This is a genomic window from Kitasatospora sp. NRRL B-11411 (assembly GCF_000721345.1).
Taxonomy (GTDB): domain Bacteria; phylum Actinomycetota; class Actinomycetes; order Streptomycetales; family Streptomycetaceae; genus Kitasatospora; species Kitasatospora cineracea.
The window spans coordinates 12,941-33,915 of the sequence record NZ_JOGH01000072.1 but is presented as its reverse complement, the minus strand read 5'-3'; the positions used below and the strand labels follow the sequence as shown (position 1 = coordinate 33,915).

Annotated in this window: 16 protein-coding genes; 12 read left to right on the top strand and 4 right to left on the bottom strand. The window is 73.4% G+C overall.

Going from position 1 to position 20,975, the window contains the following annotated elements; genetic code table 11:
• The 7 genes from IH44_RS49490 to IH44_RS0126455 all read left to right on the top strand — a co-directional run.
• Window positions 1–1,460 (top strand): condensation domain-containing protein (locus tag IH44_RS49490; RefSeq protein ID WP_157852467.1); only part of this gene is annotated, 1,460 nt, incomplete at its 5' end.
• On the top strand, window positions 1,457–2,389 hold the full coding sequence (locus tag IH44_RS0126480) for a 3-oxoacyl-[acyl-carrier-protein] synthase III C-terminal domain-containing protein (RefSeq protein ID WP_030462240.1): 933 nt from the start codon (window positions 1,457–1,459) through the stop codon (window positions 2,387–2,389). The genes IH44_RS49490 and IH44_RS0126480, both read left to right, overlap by 4 nt.
• Before the next feature lie 24 nt (window positions 2,390–2,413).
• Window positions 2,414–2,683, top strand: a complete 270-nt coding sequence (locus IH44_RS0126475; protein ID WP_030462239.1) for a phosphopantetheine-binding protein — start codon at window positions 2,414–2,416, stop codon at window positions 2,681–2,683.
• A complete protein-coding gene (locus tag IH44_RS0126470) occupies window positions 2,680–3,399 on the top strand; it encodes a hypothetical protein (protein ID WP_051817340.1) in 720 nt (239 codons plus the stop codon). The genes IH44_RS0126475 and IH44_RS0126470 overlap by 4 nt, the downstream gene beginning before the upstream one ends.
• Before the next feature lie 50 nt (window positions 3,400–3,449).
• Complete coding sequence (locus IH44_RS0126465) at window positions 3,450–4,577, top strand: alpha-hydroxy acid oxidase (protein WP_051817339.1); 1,128 nt, start codon at window positions 3,450–3,452, stop codon at window positions 4,575–4,577.
• The gene (locus tag IH44_RS0126460; RefSeq protein ID WP_051817338.1) at window positions 4,574–5,233 is read left to right on the top strand and encodes a 4'-phosphopantetheinyl transferase superfamily protein; all 660 of its coding nucleotides are present in this window, start codon (window positions 4,574–4,576) and stop codon (window positions 5,231–5,233) included. The genes IH44_RS0126465 and IH44_RS0126460 overlap by 4 nt, the downstream gene beginning before the upstream one ends.
• 41 nt (window positions 5,234–5,274) lie before the next feature.
• Window positions 5,275–5,820 (top strand): hypothetical protein, encoded by a 546-nt coding sequence (locus IH44_RS0126455; RefSeq protein ID WP_030462235.1) that lies wholly within the window; start codon window positions 5,275–5,277, stop codon window positions 5,818–5,820.
• 318 nt (window positions 5,821–6,138) lie between these two features.
• Here IH44_RS0126455 and IH44_RS44570 read toward each other — a convergent pair whose 3' ends face one another.
• Both IH44_RS44570 and IH44_RS0126435 read right to left on the bottom strand, forming a co-directional pair.
• The gene (locus tag IH44_RS44570) at window positions 6,139–7,959 is read right to left on the bottom strand and encodes an ATP-dependent endonuclease (RefSeq protein ID WP_081967128.1); all 1,821 of its coding nucleotides are present in this window, start codon (window positions 7,957–7,959) and stop codon (window positions 6,139–6,141) included.
• Window positions 7,960–8,133: 174 nt separating this feature from the next.
• Window positions 8,134–9,432 carry a sugar ABC transporter substrate-binding protein gene (locus IH44_RS0126435; protein ID WP_030462233.1) on the bottom strand — a complete coding sequence of 433 codons (1,299 nt, stop codon included), beginning with the start codon at window positions 9,430–9,432 and terminating at the stop codon, window positions 8,134–8,136.
• 354 nt (window positions 9,433–9,786) lie between these two features.
• On the opposite strand from IH44_RS0126435, the gene IH44_RS0126430 reads away from it, so the two are divergent.
• Both IH44_RS0126430 and IH44_RS0126425 read left to right on the top strand, forming a co-directional pair.
• Window positions 9,787–11,082: an ROK family transcriptional regulator gene (locus IH44_RS0126430; protein WP_198545042.1), complete on the top strand. Its 1,296-nt coding sequence runs from the start codon at window positions 9,787–9,789 to the stop codon at window positions 11,080–11,082.
• A gap of 239 nt (window positions 11,083–11,321) precedes the next feature.
• Window positions 11,322–13,784, top strand: a complete 2,463-nt coding sequence (locus IH44_RS0126425; protein WP_030462231.1) for an RICIN domain-containing protein — start codon at window positions 11,322–11,324, stop codon at window positions 13,782–13,784.
• Window positions 13,785–13,846: 62 nt separating this feature from the next.
• On the opposite strand, the gene IH44_RS41455 is transcribed toward IH44_RS0126425, so the two are convergent.
• Together IH44_RS41455 and IH44_RS0126415 are read right to left on the bottom strand one after the other, a co-directional pair.
• On the bottom strand, window positions 13,847–16,645 hold the full coding sequence (locus IH44_RS41455) for a TIM-barrel domain-containing protein (protein ID WP_198545041.1): 2,799 nt from the start codon (window positions 16,643–16,645) through the stop codon (window positions 13,847–13,849).
• A gap of 189 nt (window positions 16,646–16,834) precedes the next feature.
• Window positions 16,835–17,296 (bottom strand): Lrp/AsnC family transcriptional regulator, encoded by a 462-nt coding sequence (locus IH44_RS0126415; RefSeq protein WP_030462229.1) that lies wholly within the window; start codon window positions 17,294–17,296, stop codon window positions 16,835–16,837.
• Between the two features lie 63 nt (window positions 17,297–17,359).
• Between IH44_RS0126415 and IH44_RS0126410 the strand changes: the two genes are divergently transcribed.
• The 3 genes from IH44_RS0126410 (at window position 17,360) to IH44_RS0126400 (ending at window position 20,963) form a co-directional block, all read left to right on the top strand.
• Complete coding sequence (locus IH44_RS0126410; protein WP_030462228.1) at window positions 17,360–18,091, top strand: AzlC family ABC transporter permease; 732 nt, start codon at window positions 17,360–17,362, stop codon at window positions 18,089–18,091.
• Window positions 18,084–18,413 (top strand): branched-chain amino acid transporter permease, encoded by a 330-nt coding sequence (locus IH44_RS0126405; protein ID WP_030462227.1) that lies wholly within the window; start codon window positions 18,084–18,086, stop codon window positions 18,411–18,413. The genes IH44_RS0126410 and IH44_RS0126405 overlap by 8 nt, the downstream gene beginning before the upstream one ends.
• 231 nt (window positions 18,414–18,644) lie before the next feature.
• Window positions 18,645–20,963 carry an FdhF/YdeP family oxidoreductase gene (locus IH44_RS0126400; protein ID WP_081967131.1) on the top strand — a complete coding sequence of 773 codons (2,319 nt, stop codon included), beginning with the start codon at window positions 18,645–18,647 and terminating at the stop codon, window positions 20,961–20,963.
• Window positions 20,964–20,975 lie beyond the last annotated feature (12 nt).

The window sequence follows — 20,975 nt, the reverse complement described above, 5'->3', positions numbered from 1 at the left end:
CCCCAGGAGAGTTCGCCGACGCCCCCGCCGAGCGGATCGAGGTGTCCTTCGCCGGGGAGGGCGCGGGCGTCGGCGAACTCTCCTGGGGCATGTGGGAGATCTGGCACGCGATGGTCGCGCAGCGCAACTCGCTGCCGATCGGCGGGACGGCCGTCCTCCCGGCGGGCAGCACCGTCGAGTCGGTGGCCGCCGAACTGCGGTACCTGATGGGCCGGTTCCCGTCGATGCGCACCCGGCTGCGGTTCGGCCCGGACGGGTACCCGACGCAGCAGCTGTCCGCCTCCGGCCGGATCGCCCTGGAACTGTACGACGCGCCCGCCGGGACCGACCCGGCCGGGCTCGCGGAACAGGTCGAACTCGCCTACCGGGAACGGCCGTTCGACTACGCCGGGGAGTGGCCGGTGCGGATGGCGGTGGTGCGCTCCGGCGGCCGGCCGACCCACCTGGTCAGCGTGATGAACCACCTGGTCGCGGACGCGGCGGGCGGGGCGATCATGCTGCGCGAGGTGCGCGAGCGGGCGAGCGGCCCGGTCAGCGGGCTGCAGCAGCTGGAACAGGCGGCCTGGCAGGGCTCGCCGGCCGGGCAGCAGCAGAACGCCCGGGCGCTGCGCCACTGGGAGCGGATCCTGCGCACCGTCCCGGCCCGGCGCTTCGCACCCTCCACCGACCCGCGCGAACCCCGGCACTGGACCGGCGAGTTCCGCTCCCCCGCCCTCCCGCTGGCGCTGCCGCTGGTCGCCGCCCGCACCGGCGGCGACACCCGCGCCGCCCTGCTGGGCCTGTACGCCCTGGCGCTGCGCCGGATCGGCGCGGCGCAGCCGGTGGTGCTCCGCCCGGTGGTCAACAACCGCTTCCGCTCGGCGATCGGCGGGACGGTCTGCATGGCCGCGCAGGCCGGCATCGCCGTCCTCGACCTGGGCGACGGCAGCGTCCCGGCCGCCGTCGCGGCGGCCCGGGGCGCGACCCTGGCCGCGTACAAGCACGCCTACTTCCACCCGGAGCGCCTGAACGAACTGATCGCCCGGGTCGCGGCGGAACGCGGCGAGGACCTGGACGTCCAGTGCTTCTTCAACGACCGCACCACCGGCCTCCCGGCCGCCGACACCCCTCCCCCCACCGCCCCGGCCCTGCGGGCCGCCCGGGCCCGCAGCACCTTCCGCTGGACCCGGCGCACGGACCTGCCGGGACGCATCCTGCAGGCCCAGTTCGAGGACGCCCCGGAGGGCCTGCTGATGGAAGTCCTGACCGACACCCGGCACGTCTCCCCCGCCGACGCGGAGGCGCTGGCGCGCACGGTGGAGGAACTCGCGGTCGAGGCGGCGCTGGAGTTCCTGGCGGCGGACGCCGGGGCGGACCCCGGAACAGGTGTCGACGCGGCCGCGGCCGCGGGTGCCGGTCCCGGTGCCGGTGCGGGTGCCGGTCCCGGTCCCGGTGCCGTGCGGGCGGGGGTGCCGCGGTGACGTCGCTGTTCGCCGTCTCCGACCACCTGCCGTCCGGCCGGGTCCCGATCGAGGCGCTGGCCGGGGAGTACGGGCTGACGCCGATGGAGCTGCGGATCTTCCGCCGCTACCACGGGCTGGGCGAGGTGGCCCGGGACCCGGGCGGCAGCCTGCTGGACCTGCTGCGCGGTGCGGCGGCCGGGCTGGCGGCGCTGCGCGGCCGGGAGCACCGGGTGCGGTACGTGCTGCACGCCCGCTCGTTCCCGACCGTCGTCCCGTTCCCGCACGACCCGGTGCGGGAGCTGTGCACGGAGCTGGGCCTGGACGAGGGGGTGCCGGTCTTCTCGGTCGGCCACCACGCCTGCGCCTCGGGCCTGTTGGCGATCGACGCGGCGGGCCGGCTGCTGGCCGCCGACGGCGATCCGGACGCGCTGGCGCTGGTGCTGGCCGGGGAGAAGGCGTTCACCCCGGAGGCGGGGATGGTGCCGGGCAGTTCGTTCTTCGGCGAGGGCGCCGGGGCCTGCCTGGTCTCCCCGGTGGGCGGGCGGGACCGGGTGCTGGCGTACGCGGCCGACCTGCGCGGCGAGTTCGACACCGACGCCGAGGAGCAGGCCCTGGAGTTCCAGCGGATCTACGGCGAGGCGCTGGCGGCGACGGTGCTGGCCGCCGTCGAGCGGGCCGGGCTGGCGCTGGAGGCGGTCACGGCCGTCCTGCCGCACAACGTCAACCGGGCGGCCTGGCACCAGGTCTGCCGCCTCCTCGGCTACCCGCGCGAGCGGGTGGTGCTCGACAACGTGCCGGCGGTCGGGCACGTCTTCTGCGCCGACCACTTCGTCAACCACCGCACCGCCCGGCAGCGCGGCCTGCTGCGCCGGGGCGAGCCGTACGTCCTGGCCGCGGCGGGCGCCGGGCGCGGCGCGACGTTCGCCGCCATGGTCCTCCAGCACTGACCCCCCTCCCCAAGGAGCCCTCTGATGACTTCCCCCGTCTCCCCGCCCCAACTGGTCGACGCGATCTGCGCGTTGCTGCCGGTCGTGCTCAAGCGCGAGGTGACCGGCGCGGACGCCGACACCGCGCTGCTGGACGCCCTCGGGCTGAACTCCACCACCGGTCTGGAACTCGTCCTGGAACTCGAGGAGCGCCTCGGCCTGGAGATCAGCGTGGAGGACCTGGGCCGGGACGACTTCACCACCGTCGGCTCGCTCGCCGCCTACGTCGCGGGCAACCTGCTGGCGGACGCGTGACGCTCCGCACCCTCCTCCCCCCGCGCCCGCCCGCCGCCGGCCCCTCCCGCTGGGGCGTGCGCCGCACCGCCCGGCTGGCCTTCCCGGAGCCGTCCGCACTGGCCGCCGACCCGGTGCACGCGGCCCGCCTGCGCCGCTACCTGACCGACCTGCTCGCCCCGTACGGCCTCTCCCCCGCCCTCGACGCCCCGGCCCCCGATGCCCCGGCCGGCGGGCAGTCGTCCGGGCAGTCGTACGGGGAGATGGCCGAGGCGCTGATCCGGGCGGTGGTCCCGGCGGGCGAACAGGTCGACCTGCTGGTGCTCGCGCACGCCGTCCCCGACCTGACCCCGGGCCGGGCCACCGCCTGCTGGCTGAGCCACCGCTGCCCGGGCGGCCCGCTGTCCTTCGCCGTCACCGGCCCGGACGGCACGGCCGCGTTCACCGCCCTGCGGCTGCTGACCGCGTACGCGGACACGGCGGGGCTGCGCCGGGCCCTGCTGCTGGTCGTCGAGCAGGACTGGCTGCCGTACGACCCGGGCGTCCCGGTCGCCGTCCCCGCCACCAGCCGGGGCGTCGCGCTGCTGTTCGGCGACCCGCTGCCGGGCGAACGCGTCCTGCGCCTCGACCCGGCCGGCATCTCCCCCGCCGGACCGCACCCCGCCGACCCGGCCCAGCCGGGCACCGGCCTGTGGTGGGAACTAGGGGCGCTACCGGACCCGGGGGCGCCCCGGTGAGCACGTCGCCGCCCGCTCCCGTCCCCGCACCGACCCATCGAGGTGTCCCGATGACCGACCCGCTGCCCGACCCACCGGCCACCCCACCGTCCGCCCCGCTCCGCCTGTCCGACTACCGCACCGCCGCGTACCGCCGACTCCCGTCCCCCGTCCGCGACTTCGTCGAGGGCGGGGCGGGCGGGGAACGGGCGCTTGCGGCGAACCGGCGGGCGTTCGGGCGGGTGACGCTGCGGCCCCGGGTGCTGGTGGACGTCTCGGTGTGCGACACCGCGACCGAGCTGCTCGGCGCCCCGCTGGCCACCCCGGTGGGCGTCGCCCCCACCGCGTACCACCGGCTGCTGCACCCGGAGGGCGAGCTCGCCACCGCCCGCGGGGCCGGGCGGGCCGGGGCGCTGTACGTGGTGAGCCTGTTCGCCTCCAGCCCGCTGGAGGAGATCGCCGCCGCGGCCACCGGGCCGTGCTGGCTGCAGCTGTACTGGCTGCGCCGCCGCGAGGTGCTGGCGGACCTGGCCGGACGGGCCGCCGCGGCGGGCTACCGGGCCCTGGTGCTGACCGTGGACGCCCCGTACCTGGGCCGCCGCCACCGCGACGCCCGCAACGGCTTCGCCGTCCCGCCGGACGTCCGCGCCGTCAACCTGGACCCGTCGCTGATGGCCGCCGCCCACCGCCCCGCCCCCGGCCGATCCGCGCTGGCCGTGCACACGGCCGAGGTTGTCGACCCGTCGGTGACCTGGGCCGACCTGGCCTGGCTGCGCGGGCGCAGCACGCTGCCGCTGGTCCTCAAGGGCATCCTGACCGCCGAGGACGCCCGCCTCGCCGTGGCCCACGGGGCGGACGCGGTGGTCGTCTCCAACCACGGCGGCCGGCAGCTCGACACCGCCCCGGCCGCCCTGGACGCCCTCCCGGAGGTGGTGGCCGCGGTCGGCGCCGCCTGCCCGGTGCTGTTCGACGGCGGGGTGCGCGGCGGCGCGGACGCGTTCGCCGCCCTGGCGCTCGGCGCGCGGGCGGTGCTGCTCGGCCGCCCGGTGCTGTGGGGCCTGGCGGCCGGCGGCGCGGACGGCGTGGCGGGCGTGCTGGACCTGGCCACCGAGGAGCTCTCCCACACCATGGCGCTCACCGGCCGCCCCGCCCTCCCGTTCCTGGACCGCACCGCCGCGACCCTCGCGCCGCCCCGGTGACCGCCGACACCGTCCTGCTCTGGCTGGTGACCGATCCCGGCCCGGGCCTCCCCCTCGCGCCCCTGCTCGCCGACCTCGGCCCGGCCGAACGGCGCCGCGCCGCCACCTGCCGCCACCCCGACACCCGCCGCCGCTACGTCCTCGCCCACGCCGCCCTCCGCCGTCTGCTGGCCGAACGGCTCGGCGTCGCCCCCGCCGAACTCCGCTGGCAGCACGGCCCGCACGGCAAACCCGCCCTCCCCGGCGGCCCCCAGTTCAACCTCTCCCACTCCGGCGCCCACGCCCTGATCGCCCTCTCCCCCACCCGCCCGGTCGGCGTCGACATCCAGCGTGTCCTGCCCGCCACCGACACCGCCGCCATGGCCGCCCGCTACTTCCCGCCCGCCGAGGCCCACCTCCTGCGCACCATCCCCGACCCCGCCCACCGCGCCGAACTCTTCGCCCGCCTCTGGACCCGCAAGGAAGCCCTGGTCAAGGCCCACGGCGGCCGCCTGGTCCAGGGCCTGCGCGTCCCCCTCGAAGGCCCCCTCACCCCCGAAGACACCTGGTCCCTCCCCTACCACCTCACCGACCTCCCCGCCCCACCCCACCACCACGCCGCCGTAGCCCTCGCCGACCCCACCCCCTTCCAGGTCACTGCCCGCACCTGGGGCTGAATATGACGGGACATCACTTCTGGTTCAGGTACGTTCGGAGCATGAACGCCGCCGACGAGGAGTACCTGGACAAGAGTCCGGCCGCAGCACGCATGGGCAAGGCCGCCGAACACCTGGTCGCCGCCGCCTCCATCCTCGCCACCCGAGGCGAACTGAACGTCTCCACCTCCCTCGTCGACGACGAGGGCGTTGACCTCGTCTTCCACCGCCGTGGCAGCTCCGCGACCCTCGCCGTGCAGGTGAAGTCCCGGATGTCCACCGGCACCCAGGTCCGGAAAGGCAGGGTGATGGCTAACGTCCGCTCGCAGACCTTCCAGCCTCGCCCCGACCTGGACATGCTGTTTGTCGCCGTCGACGTCGACCACGGCGCGGTCATGACCGCCTGGCTGGTCCCGAGCACCCAGTTCGCCCAGTTGGTAAGCCCACCCAACCACCTGGGACGCCTCCGCTTCTCCGCCTCCATGAAGCCCGATGCCCAGGACCGTTGGCGCCCCTTCCGCCTGACCACCGCCGAACTTCCCAGGCGGATCCTCGCCCGGCTCGCCGAGTTGGAGCAGGGGGAACCCACAACGGAACAGGAAGGCTGAGCTTCTCCGAGCGGCCGCCGCCCCATCAGTTCCCACAGGTAGGGCCGCCCTGACTCAGACCGCTCCTGTCGCCCCCAGCTCCCGGCCCAACTCGCCCACCAGCACCCGCGGGAAACACCGCGACCACCACATGTCGGGGCCGGGCAGTCGGATCAGCTGTTCCATCGCCTGCCCGTCATCGTCCACCGTCGAGGACCGGTCTCGATCTCCCCACCAGCCAGGCCCATTTCCCCACCATCTCCCCGACCGTGAACACCGTCCGCCACCCGCGCCGGTGCAGCAGCTCCCCGACCTCGGCCACGCTCGCCACACCGCCCCTCAGTCCTCGGCCATGAACGCGTCGAAGACCTGGCGCAGGGCCTCGGGCGGCTGCGGGATCAGGCGAGCGAGAGCGGGGCCGTCGGTGTCCTTGCGGTAGCCGCGGCTGAGGAATTCGTGCAGGACGGTCTTCAGCACGTCTGCGCCCGGGGCCAGTTGCCGCCAGTCGGTGTTCCACGCATCGCGGACGGCGGCGGCGTCTTCGGTCCAGGCTCGGTGAATGCCTGCTTCTACGTCCTCGCGCAGCGGGATCCGAGCGGTCACGGCGGCGACCGCTCCGGCCGCGTCGACCTGTTCACGGGCGAGCCGGTCGCGCAGTCGGTTGTCCGTCAGCCGGACGGGGGCCAGTCCGGCCAGCACCCGCTTGAGCACCACCGTCTCTTCCAGTCCATCGGCGGCCTTCCTCATCGCCGCTTCGGCCTGCTCGGCCGTCACCCCGGCGCCTTCCCGCTCCGCGTTGACGAACCGGGCCACGGCCTCCGCGTCCAGCAGCAGGTTCTCCACCTCGCGCACTGGCAGCACAAACACATTGCCCTGCTTCTCCAGCCGCGCAACGTCACCCTCCGACAGCTCGTCCCGGTCCCGGACGAACAGCACCCGCCGCTCCTCCAGTTGGTCCGCGTCCGCGAGCCACCGCGCCAGCAGATCCGCCTGCCGCGCGTCCGCTCCCCCGCCACCGGCCAGGACCGCCACCCGGGGGTGGCGCAGTTGCTCGGCGAACCAGACGTCCAACACCGCCTTGTCCGTGGGCCCTTCGAGCACCAGCAGCCGGTCCGCCGCCAGCACGTCACTGAGCCGGATCCCGAGATCGCGCAGGACCTGGATCCGATCGGTGGTAACGGTGCTGACGGTCGACACCCCACCCTGTCGCTGCACGTTCAGGACGGTGGTGGACGGTGAACTCCAGTCCAGCATCGCGGCCGAGTGCGTGGCGGCAAGGATCAGCCTGTCCCGCGACCACTCCTGCAACAACCCGAGCAGCGCCCGCTGGGCACTGGGGTGCAACCCGATCTCGGGGTCCTCCAGGACGATCGTCCGGGCAGTACCGGTCAGACCGACCACCAGCAACATCAGCAGTTGCTCGACCCCCGTACCGAGATCCTTCAGGTTTCGACGCTCTTGCCTACCACTGTCTCCCGACAGAAAAACGATCTCACAGCTACTTCCATTGACTGGAATAGTCAACTCGCCAGTGTTCGGCAAGATCTCCCTCACAAGCCCCTTTAGCTCACCCCAAACCGCTGGAACATTGGTCTGCAGATGAAGCAGGACCGTGGCGAGATTCGCCCCGTTCGGGGCAAGCGATGGGCTCACGTTTTGAAGATTGGCAGTACGCCCCTCGGACTGGCGCAGAGCATGGAAATGGAAGTGACCCCTGCACCACCTCCTCGAAAGAGCCATGAATCTTGCGTCTGCATGCCTTAGATCGATCTGCTTAGCAGGTACGTCGCCATTCTGCGGAACAAGAAGTTCCGTTGGCGCCAGCCCGTGCTGACTTCCGGCATATTTAACGCTCAGAAGCCCATCAAGGTCGACCGATCCCACAACTGCAGAACCGATTCCCAGATTAACAGTAACCGATCCCCAATCCTCCGCCTCAAGCCGCCATGTCGCCACTACCGCAAGGTCTTCCCAAGAACTGCCGTAGCGTGGCGCTCCCTGCGGCGTAGCACCGCCCACGACGTCGAGCAGCGACAGCAGGGCGCTCTTGCCCGCGTTGTTCGCGCCAGTGACCAGCACCAGCCCGCGCGGGCCGAGTTCCAGCGTCACGTGTTCGAACGCCCGGAAGTTGGTCGCCTCGATCCGCACCAGTTCCGCCATCGCGTGCCCTCCCCTGACCACGGCTGTTGCGCGATCCTACGGCTCGGGGGCGGGGTCAGTCGCGGAGTTCGGCCGGGAGGAGTTCCGGCGGGGTGTCCTGGTAGGTGACGGGGCGGAGCCAGCGGTGGATGGCGGAGGTGCCGACGGAGGTGGTGGGGGTGGTGGGGTGCATGGTCAGCCGGCGTCCATGCCCTGGGTCTTCATCTCGGCCAGGGTCTGGGCCTGGGTGTCGGCCAGGGCGGCGTCGAGGGTGGTGGTGCCGGCGCCCGCCTTGCCGAGGCCGTCGGCGAGCGCGCCGGAGGTCTTGGTCATCACCGGGCCCCACTGGAAGCCGGGGTCGACGTGGGTGGCGCCGTCCTTGAAGACGTCGAAGATCCGCTGGCCGCCGTAGAAGGGGTTGGGTTCGGCGAGGGCCGGGTCGTCCAGGCCGGTGAGGGCGGCGGGGTAGATGCCGGTCTCCTTGATCAGGTTGCCGGTGCTGGCCCGGTCGGTGCCGAACCAGTGGGCGAACTCGACGGCTTCCTTGGTGTGCTTGCAGCCCTTGAGCACCGCGTTGGGGGTGCCGCCGGCGTTGCCGGCCGCGGGGGTGGCGGCGTCCCAGACCGGCATCGGGGCGACGGCCCAGTTGCCGGCGGTCTGCTTGACGCTGTCGGCGAGGATCGGGGTGTCCCAGACGGCGTTGACGTCGGAGAGGATGGTGCCCTCGCCCATGCCCTTGTAGAGGGCGGTGTCGAAGCTCGGCACGACCTTGACCAGCTTCCGGTCGATCAGGTCCTGCCAGAAGGCGGTGACCTTCTTGGTCGCCGGGTCGTCCAGGTCGACGGTCCACTTGTCGCCGCTGGTGCCGAACCACTTGGCGCCGGCCTGCCAGGCGAGGCCGGCGAAGTTGTAGGCGTCGTTGCCGAAGTAGCCGATGTAGGCGTTCGGGTCGGCGGCGTGGATGGTGGCGGCGTCGGCGGCGTACTCGGCCCAGGTCGTGGGTGCCTGCTGGATGCCGTACTTGGCGAACAGGTCCTTGCGGTAGACCAGCGCCATCGGGGCGATGTCGACCGGCAGGCCGTAGGTGTGCCCGGCGACCCCGGACTGGGCGAACGCCCAGGGCACGTACTCCTTGGCGTACGGCGCGGTCTCGGCGGTGGCGTCCTGCAGGGCTCCGGCGGCGGCGAAGGTGGGCAGCGTCTCGAAGCCGACGCTGGCCAGGCAGGGGGCGTTGCCGGCCTTCACGGCGCTGAGCAGCTTGGTGTAGCCGCCCTTGGCGCCGGGCGAGATCTTGCTGTAGCTGACCTTGACGTCCGGGTGGGTGGAGTTGAAGAGCTCGACGGACTTCTCGTAGCCGGGGGCCCAGCCCCAGAACTCGATGGTGACCGGCCCGGAGGCCCGGCCCGCCGTTCCGTCCGATCCGCAGGCGGCGGTGCCGGCCAGGGAGGCGATCGCCACGGCGAGGGTGACGGTTCTGAGCGCGCGGTTCTTCATGGGGGTCCTCTGCTGCTGCCGGCCGCGGGCGGGCTCGGCCCCGGCGCGGCGGTGGGGGCCCGTTGAACGCCTCGGGCCGTTATTTCGGCTAGTGTGTTAATTAAGGGTCGGGGCTGTCAAGGGGTGCGGCGGGCCGTTGCGCAACCGCGACGGACGGCTGCCGCCGCCGGCGGCCACGGGCAATCTGCCTGGGGAAAGGGCTAATTGGGCCGCCCGGCCCCTCCCCCGGGCGTCCGCGGGAGCGCTTGCCGCGGCGGGCGGCGATCGGCGGTCGGCGTTATTTCATGTGGTGCCTGAACTAATATGTCCAAGGTCAACACCGGCCCCCGGCGGGCCGCGGAACGAGGAGAGCACGTGCGACAGACGCAGCGCGGCACAACCGGCACGGTCGGTCCGGCGGGCGCCATCCTGGCGGGCCACCCCGAGGTGGCCGACAAGGCCTCGCTGCGCCGCACCAACCTCGGCGTGCTGCTGCGCCACCTGCGCGAGGGCGGCGCCCAGTCCCGCACCCACCTCGCCGCCGCGAGCGGCCTGCCCAAGGCGACCGTCTCGGTGCTGGTCGCCGACCTGATCCAGCGCGGCCTGGTCCGCGAGGGCGAGCTCGACCGGGCCGGCGCGGTGGGCCGCCCGCACCGGATGGTCGAGCTGGACGGCCGCTGGATCTGCGGCGTCGGCGCCGAGATCGGGCCCGACCACCTCACGGTGCTCGCCCTCGACCTGCGCGGCGAGGTGGTCCACCAGGCCCGCCGCGCCCTCGACGTGCCCGCGCTCACCCCGCAGGCCGCCCTGCACGAGGTGGCCGACCTGGTCGCGGACTGCCTCAGCGCGGTGGCCGGGCGCGGCATGCGCGCCGTCGGGATCACCCTGGTCACCCAGGGCTCGGTCGACAGCGCGGCCGGGACGGTCACCGTGGCCACCAACTTCGGCTGGCGCGACGTGCGGGCCGTGCCCGAGCTGCGCGCCCGGCTGGGGCGGCACGCGCCGCCCGTCCTGCTGGAGAACGACGCCGAGTCCGGCGCCCTCGCCGAGTACCTGGCCGTCCCCGGCGCCGACACCCGCGAACTCGTCTACGTCACCGGCGGGATCGGTGCCGGCGGGGCCGGCATCTCCGGCGGCCGGCTGCTGCGCGGCTCCGAGATCGGCCACATGAAGCTCGACCGGCTCGACCGGCCGTGCGGCTGCGGGCGCACCGGCTGCTGGGAGGTCGCGGTCGGGCTGCAGGCGCTGCTGGACGCCGCCGCCGACCCGGCCGACCGGGTCCACGACCGCTCGGTCGACCTGGCCGAGCGGCTCGGCGACCTGCTGGCGCGGGCCGACGCCGGGGATCCGCGCACGCTCGGCGCGCTGGCCGCCGTCGCCGACGACCTGGCCCTCGGGCTCAGCGTCCTGGTGGACGTGCTGAACCCGCCGCGGATCGTGCTGGGCGGCTACTTCGCGGTCTTCGGCCGCTACCTGGTCGGCCCCGCGCAGGAGTTCCTGGACCGCCGGCGGATCGCGCCCGGCTCCCAGCAGGTGGTGGTCTCGGCCTCCGGGCTCGGCCTGTCCAACGCCGCCCGGGGCGGTGCGCACCTGGCGCTGGAGGGGATCTTCCAGGACCCGTCGGACGTCCCGCTCCGGCCGGAGCCGGCCGACGGCGACGGGCCCTGGTGACACCTCCGCCCCCGGTGCGCGTTCGTGTGCGGATCGGGGCCTCTCCGCGCATTTTTTGATCGAGCATGTTGACTTTTGATTGATGGCGGCGCAGATACTTCACTCTCGAGCACGCCGGAGCCTTCAGGTGCCCTCAGCCGCCTTCAGGTGCCTCAGGTGCCTTCAGGCGCCTTCCGAAGCCTGCCGAAGCGCTCCGACGCACTCCGAGAGCCCCCACTCAGCCGAAGGACTGCCCGTTGATGAGCACTCCCCTGCGCAGAACCCTGGCCACCGCCGCCGCGGCGGCCCTCGCCTGCCTCGCCGCGGGGCTGCCCGCCCCCGCGTCGGCGGCGGCGTCGCCGTCCGACTCCGCCTACACGGTCGGCGTCAGCGCCCCCGTCCCGTTCGGGCACCCCACCGACACGCCCGCCGTCCCCTACCTCGACAAGGACGGCACGTTCTACTACCAGCAGTCCGCCGCGCTCTACGGCGCGAACGACCCCCGCAGGTGGGACTTCTACACCGGCGCCGACTTCGACGCCGCCGCCTTCTCCAGCACCCTCGGCAACTCCGCCGACCCGGCCGACCCGAAGGACCGCAACAGCGACACCACCAAGCGCTGCAACAACAGCCCCACCGGTCTGACGGCCAGTTACGCCCCGGCCGGCAGCAGCTACGCGCAGAAGAACTACTGCGACCTCTCGGGCATCTGGATCGACCCGGACACCGGCGACTGGTACGGCCTGGTCCACAACGAGTTCTCCCCGCAGCCCTTCGGCGACGGCCTGCACTTCGACGCGATCGACTACGCGGTCTCCACCGACCAGGGCCGCACCTGGAAGATCCGCGACCACGTGGTCACCTCGCCCTACCGCACCGCCCGCGGCGACACCGCCCAGTTCCCGAACCAGACGTACTACTACGGCGACGGCGACCAGCGCCTGCTCGTCGACACCGCGTCCGGCTACTTCTACCTCTTCTACGGCTCCCGGGTGGTCGACAAGAGCGGCGGCTGGAAGGCGTTCCACGAGCACGTCGCGCGCGCCCCGATCTCCGGCAAGATGGCGCCCGGCTCCTGGCAGAAGTGGTACGACGGCGCGTGGGGCGAGCCGGGCGTCGGCGGCCGGGAGTCCTCGATGGTGCCGGTCGGGCCGTCCGGCGGCACCGGCTACGTCCCGCCGTCCGGCGAGTACGACCCGGCCAGCACCGGCACCTCCGCGCAGCAGATCGCGGCCGGGAAGATGCCCGCGACCTCGCCGCTGTTCGTCATGGACGTCACCTACGACGCCTACCTGGGCCTGTACGTCGGCGAGCCGCAGGCCGTCGACCAGAGCGGCAACGCCCCCCAGCAGTACTACGTCACCGACGACCTCTCCACCCAGAAGTGGTACCTGGCCGGCGACACCGGCGCCTACCGCACCGCGTCCTGGTACCGCTGGTTCCTCGACGGCGGCAACCGGACCAGCTCGCAGATCGTCGGCCGGACCTTCCGCTCCTACTGCTCCTTCGGCTGCTCGAACGGCGCCTCCGGCGAGTACGTGAACACCACCCTCACCTCCACCGCCGCCGCGCCCGCCCCGGTCGACGTGACCCGGGCGTACCGCATCGCCGGCGGCGACGGCCGGGTGCTCGCCCAGGTCGCCGGGTCCGCGGGCACCACCTCGCTGCCCGCGGCCACCGGCAGCGCCCTGGAGTCCTGGACCTTCGCCGCCGTCGGCGACGGCTCCTACCGGATCACCAACTCCGCCACCGGGCAGCTGCTCGGGGTCGACTCCACCGGCACCGCCGGGCGCGCCTGGGGCGCCCGGCCGACCGCCACCGCCGCGCCCGCCGACGGCCCGACCGTCGGCCAGCAGTGGTGGGTGCTCCGGTCGGGCAGCGCCTACCACCTGGTCAACCGCTACAGCGGCCTCGACCTGGCGCTCTCCGCCGCCGCCGGGCGCCCGACCGAGACCGTCCCGACCCGGACCTGGACCGACACCTCGGGCAGCGCCGTGGGCGGCGGCCGCACCGCGGCCGAGCAGACCCTCGCGCTGACCCCGGTGGGCACCGCCGCCGAGGTCGTGACCGTCGCCGCCCCCGGCCGGCAGTCCGGCACCGTCGGCACCGCCGTCTCGCTCCAGCTGAGCGGCACCGACTCGCTGGGCAAGGCGCTCACCTGGTCCGCCACCGGGCTGCCCGCGGGGCTGTCGGTCAGCCCGGCGGGCCTGGTCACCGGCACCCCCACCGCGGTCGGCGCCGCGACGGTCACCGCGACCGCCTCCTCCGGCACCGCCACCGGTTCCACCGCCTTCACCTGGGCGGTGAACCCGGTGCTCGGCGGGGCCCACACCCTGCTGGCCGCGGGCAAGGCCCTCGACGACCCGGGCCACTCCACCAGCGCCGGAACGCAGTTCGTGGTCTGGACCCCGAACGGCGGGCCCAACCAGAGCTGGGTCTTCACCCGGCAGGGCGACGGCAGCTACCAGATCACCAACGGCGAGTCCAAGCTCTGCATGGACGTCAGCGGCGGCTCCACCGCGCCGGGCGCCGCGGTCATCCAGTGGACCTGCACCGGCGGCGCCAACCAGCGCTGGCTGGTCGACGCCGTCAGCGGCGGCGGCTACACCGTCACCTCCCGGTCGAGCGGCCTGCTGCTGACCGCCGACTCCACCGCCGACGGCGCCCCCGTCACCCAGCAGGCCGACACCGGCTCGGCGCTCCAGCACTGGTCCGTCGGCTGATCCGCTCCCCCGGCAGCGGTCCGGGCCCGGCGAGTGGCACTCGCCGGGCCCGGACCTCCCGGTCACGGGGCGGGGCGCCCCGTCGCGGTGATCTCGGCCGCGCTGGTCCACGGCCCGCGGTTGCCGGCCTCGGTCAGCGCCCGCAGCCGCAGGTAGCGGCCGGTCTTCGCGGTGAACGCGGCCTTCTTGGCGCTCGCGGTGTCGGCGAAGGTCCCGGTGGCCACCGGCGGGCCCCAGTCGGTGGTCGAGTCGGAGACGTACACCTCGTACTGCCCGATCCGCCCGTTGACGCCGCCGTCCTGCCGGGGCAGGTAGCCGAGGCCGTCGACGGCGTAGCGGGCGCCGAGGTCGAGCTGGATCTCGTGCGGGAGCGGGGCGGCGGTGCCGGACCACTGGGTGTGCCAGATGGTCGCGGAGCTGCCGTCGATGGCGTTGGCGGCGGCGCCGTTCTCGTTGGTGGTCTCCTGGCTGTCGGCGGCGACGACCTTCCAACCGGCCTGCGGGATCGGGCCGCTGGAGGTGACGGGGGTGCCGGTGGGCAGGGTGAGGCCGGTGGCGGTGACGGTGAACGCGCTGGTGACGGCGTGGTCGCCGGCCTTGATCCACAGCGTGCCGGCGCGGTCGGCGGGGTCGAAGTACCAGCCGGTGGCGGCCGCCTGGTAGGCGGCCTTGCCGCTGAGCTTCGGCAGCGCCGTGCCGCCGACCGTGACGGTGCTCGGCGCGGCGGCCGCGTGCACGGTGAACTCGTACGCCCTGCCGGCGAGTTGCCCGGTGTAGCTGCCGGTGGCGGCACCGACGGCGAGGGTGACGTTCCCGCTGCCCGAGGCCGGTGCGGTGACGTTGACGGTCTGCCGGGCGGAAGCGCCGTTCTGGTAGGCCCGGGTGGTGCCGTCGTCCTCGTAGAGGGTGAAGGAGGAGGCGCCGCGCGGGTAGACGTCGTAGGTGAGGGTGGAGACGGGCTTCTCGCCGGTGTAGTTCATCTGCGGCCACATCGGCACCGCCGCACCGGACTTGACGAACAGCGGCAGGGTGTCGAGCGGCGCGCTGTAGCCGTTCAGCCAGCCGGGGCCGGTGTAGACCTTGCCGGTCCAGTAGTCGGTCCAGTCGCCCGCGGGCAGGTAGATGCCGTCGCGGACGGCGGTGTCGCTGACCACGGGGGCGACCAGGAAGGAGTCCCCGGCCATGAACTGACCGCTGGTCAGGTTGCCGCGCGCCACCGGGTCGTCGGGGTACTCCAGCACCATGGCGCGGGTGGCGGGCACGCCGGTGTCGGTGGCGACCCGGCTCATCGTGTACAGGTACGGCATCAGCCGCATCTTCAACTGCAGGTACTTGCGGTTGATCGACAGGTACGGTTCGGCGTACCGCCAGGGCTGCTTGTCGTTGTACCCGGCGGACGGGTTGGTCGCGCCCCAGCCGGACATGGTCATGAACGCCGGGGTGAACGCCTTCCACTGCAGGTCGCGGACGTACGTCTGCGGGCTGCCCGCGTAGATGCCGTCGACGTCCCCGGAGGCGTAGTTGAGGCCGGACAGGCCCGCGCCCGCGATCGACGGGACGTGCCAGCGCATCGCGTCCCAGGTGCCGGAGGTGTCGCCGGTCCACACCACCGCGTTGCGCTGGGTGCCGGCCCAGCCGTCGACCGTCCAGACGAAGCGGCGGCCGTCGGAGTTCTTCTCGATGCCGTCGACGGCCTGCTGCACGCCGGTGAAGGCGTTCTTGTAGCCGCCGCCGATCCACGCCACGTCGGTCTTCACCGCGCGGGAGCCGGCCGTGCCCACCTCCCAGTTGATGTTGTTCAGGCCGGTGGAGGTCCACAGGCCGGTGTGGACGCCCTGGGCCGCCAGGCCGGCGGTCGCGGTGGGCAGGTCGGTGTAGCCGCAGCCGTAGCCGTCGTTGGGCAGGAACCAGCCCGAGGGCATGTCGGCGGCGCGGGCGTCGGCGGCGTAGCCGACCGCGTCGGGGGTGGTCTGGTGGCGCAGCCGGTTGTGGTCGCCGGTATAGGTGGGGTTGGAGGCGTTGAAGCAGTCGGCGTTGCCGAGTTCGAGTCCCCAGATCGGGGCGAGGAAGGGTTTGCCGGTGACGTCGGTGTAGGCGTTCAGGACGCCCTTGAGCGAGTCCCCGGCGAAGTACCAGGCGTCGAACCGGCTCTCGTTGTGGGTGAGTTGGGTCGGTGCGCCGAAGTCGTAGGAGCCGGGCGCCCAGGTGTTGCGCATCACGCCGTAGCCGTTGGTGGACATGTAGAACGGCGCGGGGCTGGCGTTGCTGTTCTCCGTCCAGGAGTTGGAGACGGAGACCGGCACGGTCTTGTCGCGCAGCGCCCACTCGCCCAGGTGCAGGCCGGTGCCGTAGAACTGCTCGTCGGCGCCGCGCGCGAGGTACTGGGTGGTCTGCTGGTTGGTCCAGCTGGTCGGCTGGGACTCGGCCCAGACCAGGGTGGTGTCGTCCGCCCGGTACAGCGCGAAGGTCAGCGGCGACTTGTTGATCCGCAGGCTGATCGCGGGGGTGCCGATCCGCCAGTAGGCGCCGACGTCGGTGAGGGTGGCCCCGACGGTGCCGAACGAGGTCCTGACCGCGAGGTCGGCGCCGGCCGGGTCGTTGGTGAAGGTGCCGTCCGGCGAGAGCCAGATCCGGAAGACGTCGGCGCGGGCCACGGTGATCCGGGCGGCGGGCTTGCCGGTGGTGGTGACGGTGAAGGTGTCGCCGGAGCGGGTGACGCCGGTGACGTTGCCGGCCGTGGTGGCGCCGGCGCCCGGCGCCGGGCCGAGGACGGCGAACAGGCTCGCCATCAGCAGGACGGCCAGGCCCAGCGCGGTGCGGCGGGTGCCGGGACTGCCGGGTCGGGGCAGGACGGATCGCATGCGGGGTTCCTCCTCGGAGGGCTGCGGATTCCGGACGGTCGATTTGACCGGTACACATCGCACCAGCGCCCCATCCTGCCGTCAAGTGCTCGATCAAGCCCTGTTTCACGCAGTTTCGCGCACAGCGCGCAAGAACTGAGCATCCGGAGCCGGGGGCGCCACCGGCGGCGGCACCGCCCCCGGCGGCGGTCAGGGCGCGTCGGGCTTGATCCGCTTCATGGTCAGGTGGGACTCCAGCCGCAGGACCGCGGGCAGGCCGCTGAGCTTCTCGGTCAGGAAGGTCTCGTAGGCGGCGTGGTCGGCGACCGCGACGCGGACGAAGTAGTCGGGGCGCCCGTACAGGCGGCGGAATTCGACCACCTCCGGGTAGGAGGACACGGTGTCCTCGAACTCCTGGAAGCTCTTGCGGTCCTGGGCGTAGATCTCGACGTCGACCAGGACCTCCAGGCCGCGGCCCACCGCCTCGGGGTCGACGGTGGCCCGGTAGCCGGTGATGACCCCGGACTCCTCCAGCCGCTTGACCCGGCGCAGGCAGGGCGGCGGGGTCAGGCCGACCCGCCGGGCCAGTTCGACGTTGGTCAGCCGCCCGTCCCGGGCCAGGTGGAACAGAATGTCCCGGTCGATGGCGTCCAGCGTGATTTCATTGCGCATCCGGCGATTCTAGGGGCGTATTCGGAAACCACATGAGGCGCGATTCGTCCTAGCATTCCACCCGTGGAAACCCTTTCTTCCCCGGCCGTTCCCGGTGCCCCGCCCGCGGCCGGGTCCGAGGCCCGGGCGGCGTTGCGGGACTCGGTGGGCGTCGGGCTGGGGTTCCTGCCGCTCGGGCTCGCCTTCGGGGCGCTGGCCGCGCAGTCGGGGCTGGACTGGTGGTGGGCCGGGCTGTCGGCGGCGGTGGCGTTCGGCGGGTCGTTCGAGTTCCTGCTGATCGGCCTGGTCACCGCCGCCGCCCCGCTCGCCGCGGTCGCGGCCTCCGCGCTGATGGTGAACGTCCGGCACGTCTTCTACGCGCTGTCCTTCCCGCTGCACCGGGTGCCCGGCCGGCTCGGCAAGGCGTACAGCACCTACGCGCTGTGCGACGAGGCCTACGCGCTGGCCACCGGCGGGGCGGCCCGGGCCTGGTCGGGCCGCCGCCTGCTGTGGCTGCAGTTCCTCCTCCACCTGTACTGGGTGGTGTCCTCCACCGCCGGGGCGCTGCTCGGGTCGCTCGTCCCGGCCGGCGTCACCGGCCTGGACTTCGCGCTGACCGCGCTGTTCACCGTCCTCGCCCTGGACGCCGTCCGGGACCTGCGGGGCGACCTGCCGACCCCGGTGCTGGCCGTGCTCAGCGCCCTGGCCGCCCGGCTGCTGTTCCCGGGCCGACTGCTCCCGACCGCCTTCGCCCTGTTCACCGCCCTGCTGCTGGCCCGCCGCCTCGTCACCGCCCGGGAGCCCCGCCGTGCCTGACCCCCGCCACGCCGTCGCGGCCGTCCTGGTCGCCGCGGCCGTCACCTGGGCGCTGCGCGCCCTGCCCTTCACCGCGCTCGCCCGGCTGCGCCGGAGCGGCACCGTCCGGTACCTCAGCACCCGGATGCCCGCCGGGGTGATGGTGATCCTGGTCGCCTACTGCCTGCGCGGCCTCCCCTCGGCCGGGTCCCGGGCGGCGGCCCCGCTCGCCGCGCTGGCCCTCACCGTCGGCCTGCACCTGTGGCGCCGCAACGCGCTGCTGAGCATCCTCGGCGGCACCGCCGCCCACGTGCTGCTGGCCAGCACGCTGTTCGCCCCCTGACGGGGCGTCACCGCAGGGGGCGGGGGTGCGCACCGCCGGCGGGGGCCGGGTGCGCCGGGGTGTTCCGACGGGCACGATCCCCGTCGGCCTGGCTTCCTTGAAGACGGGGCCCGACAGCGAGCACCCTGACGACCGGATGCCACAGCCGTGGCGGCCGTTCCGCGACTCCGGAAGGCGACTACCGTGAACTCCTCCGACCAGCCCGGGCCGACCGGCCCCTCCCCCGCCGGGATCGAGCCGAGCGTCGGCGCCGCGCCGAGCAAGCCCCCGGGCTTCAAGCCCTACCGCCATCCCGCGGCCGGCTGGGGCGCGGCCAAGAGCGTCACGAAGTTCCTGGTCCGCGAGGGCGAGTACCTGGACGGCCCGCGCGCGATCATGAAGATGAACCACGAGGACGGCGGCTTCGACTGTCCGGGCTGCGCCTGGCCCGACGACATCAAGGGCCTCAAGCTCGACCTGTGCGAGAACGGCATCAAGCACGTCACCTGGGAGATGACCCGCAAGCGGGTGGACCGGGCGTTCTTCGCCGCGCACACCGTCACGGAGCTGGCCGGGTGGAGCGACTTCGCGCTGGAGGACCAGGGCCGGCTCACCGAGCCGATGGTGTACGACCCGGCGACCGACCACTACCGGCCGATCTCCTGGCAGGACGCCTTCGAGCTGGTCGGCCGGACGCTGCGGGGGCTGTCCGACCCGAACCGGGCCGCGTTCTACACCTCGGGCCGGCTGGGCAACGAGGCCACCTTCCTCTACCAGTTGATGGCCCGTGAGCTGGGCACCAACAACCTCCCCGACTGCTCCAACATGTGCCACGAGGCCAGCGGCCGGGCCATGCAGGCCGCGCTGGGCACCGGAAAGGGCACGGTGGACCTGAAGGACTGGGAGAGCGCCGACGCGCTGTTCATCCTCGGCGTCAACGCGGCCTCCAACGCGCCCCGGATGCTCACCGCGCTCGCCGAGGCGCACAAGCGCGGTGCGCGGATCGTGCACGTCAACCCGCTGGTCGAGGCCGCCGCCCGGCGCACGATCATCCCGCACGACTTCGTCGACATGGCGCTGAACAAGGCGACCCCGACCAGCAGCCTGAACGTCCAGCCGCGCATCGGCGGCGACATGGCCCTGCTGCGCGGCATGGCCAAGGCCCTGCTGGAGAGCGCCCGCACCGACCCGAAGGCGCTGGACACCCTGTTCGTCGAACGGCACACCAGTGGCTTCGAGGAGTACCGGGCGGTGTGCGAGCGGACGTCCTGGGAGGAGATCGAGCACCAGAGCGGCGTGCCGCGCGCGCAGATCCTCCGGGCCGCCCAGGTGTACCGGGAGGCGGACCGCAGCATCGTCAGCTGGTGCCTGGGCGTCACCCAGCACGAGCACGGGGTGGACACCGTCCGCGAGATCGTCAACCTGCTGCTGCTGCGCGGCAACCTGGGCCGGGAGGGCGCCGGGCCGTCGCCGGTGCGCGGGCACTCCAACGTCCAGGGCAACCGGACCTGCGGGATCGACCACCGGCCGACCAAGGCGTTCCTGGACCGGCTCGGCGAGGTCTGCGGGATCGACCCGCCGACCGAGCACGGCCTGGACACCGTCGCCACCATCGAGGCGATGAACCGCGGCGACGTCGAGGTGTTCGTCGGCATGGGCGGCAACTTCGCCCTCGCCGCCCCCGACACCGCCTACACCTACGCGGGCCTGCGCAACTGCGAGCTGACGGTGCACGTGTCGACCAAGCTGAACCGCAGTCACCTGGTGCACGGGCGGCAGGCGCTGATCCTGCCCTGCCTGGGGCGCACCGAGAAGGACCACCAGCGCGGCGGCGAGCAGCAGACCTCGGTCGAGGACTCGATGAGCATGGTGCACCTCTCCAAGGGCATGAAGCGCCCGGCCTCCCCGCACCTGCTCTCCGAGCCCGCCGTCATCGCGGGCCTGGCCCGCGCGGCGCTGCCGGACAGCGCCACGCCGTGGCAGTGGTACGTCGAGGACTACGACCGGATCCGCGACACCATGGCCGAGGTCCTCGACGGCTTCGAGGACTTCAACCGGCGGGTGCGCCTGCCGTTGGGCTTCCGGATCAAGCAGCCCGCCCGCGAGCTGGTGTTCCTGACGCCGTCGGGGAAGGCCGAGTTCTCGGCGGCGCCGCTGCCGGACGTCGTCCCCGCCCCCGGCACCCTGGCGCTGGGCACGATGCGCTCGCACGACCAGTGGAACACCACCATCTACTCCGACGACGACCGCTACCGGGGCGTCACCAACCTGCGCACCCTGGTCTTCATGAACCGCCAGGACATGCGCGAGCGCCGCCTCGGCGAGTTCGACCCGGTGGACATCACCGCCACCGCCCGGGACGGCTCGACCCGCTCGCTGCACGGCTACCTGGCCGTCCCGTACGACATCCCGCGCGGCTGCGCGGCCGGCTACATGCCGGAGATGAACGTGCTGTGCGCGATCGGCGACTACTCCACCCAGAGCGACCAGCCGATCATGAAGCACCTCAAGGTGACGGTGGTGCCCGCCGCGGACCGGGACCGCCGGGAGGAGTCCGCCCCGGCCGGGTGACCGGGGGCCGCG

Coding starts and splice junctions, on each gene's coding strand:
- IH44_RS0126475 (WP_030462239.1), top strand. CDS start 2,414: ATGACTTCCCCCGTCTCCCCGCCCCAACTGGTCGACGCGATCTGCGCG.
- IH44_RS0126465 (WP_051817339.1), top strand. CDS start 3,450: ATGACCGACCCGCTGCCCGACCCACCGGCCACCCCACCGTCCGCCCCG.
- IH44_RS0126455 (WP_030462235.1), top strand. CDS start 5,275: ATGAACGCCGCCGACGAGGAGTACCTGGACAAGAGTCCGGCCGCAGCA.
- IH44_RS44570 (WP_081967128.1), bottom strand. CDS start 7,959: ATGGCGGAACTGGTGCGGATCGAGGCGACCAACTTCCGGGCGTTCGAA.
- IH44_RS0126435 (WP_030462233.1), bottom strand. CDS start 9,432: ATGAAGAACCGCGCGCTCAGAACCGTCACCCTCGCCGTGGCGATCGCC.
- IH44_RS0126425 (WP_030462231.1), top strand. CDS start 11,322: ATGAGCACTCCCCTGCGCAGAACCCTGGCCACCGCCGCCGCGGCGGCC.
- IH44_RS41455 (WP_198545041.1), bottom strand. CDS start 16,645: ATGCGATCCGTCCTGCCCCGACCCGGCAGTCCCGGCACCCGCCGCACC.
- IH44_RS0126415 (WP_030462229.1), bottom strand. CDS start 17,296: ATGCGCAATGAAATCACGCTGGACGCCATCGACCGGGACATTCTGTTC.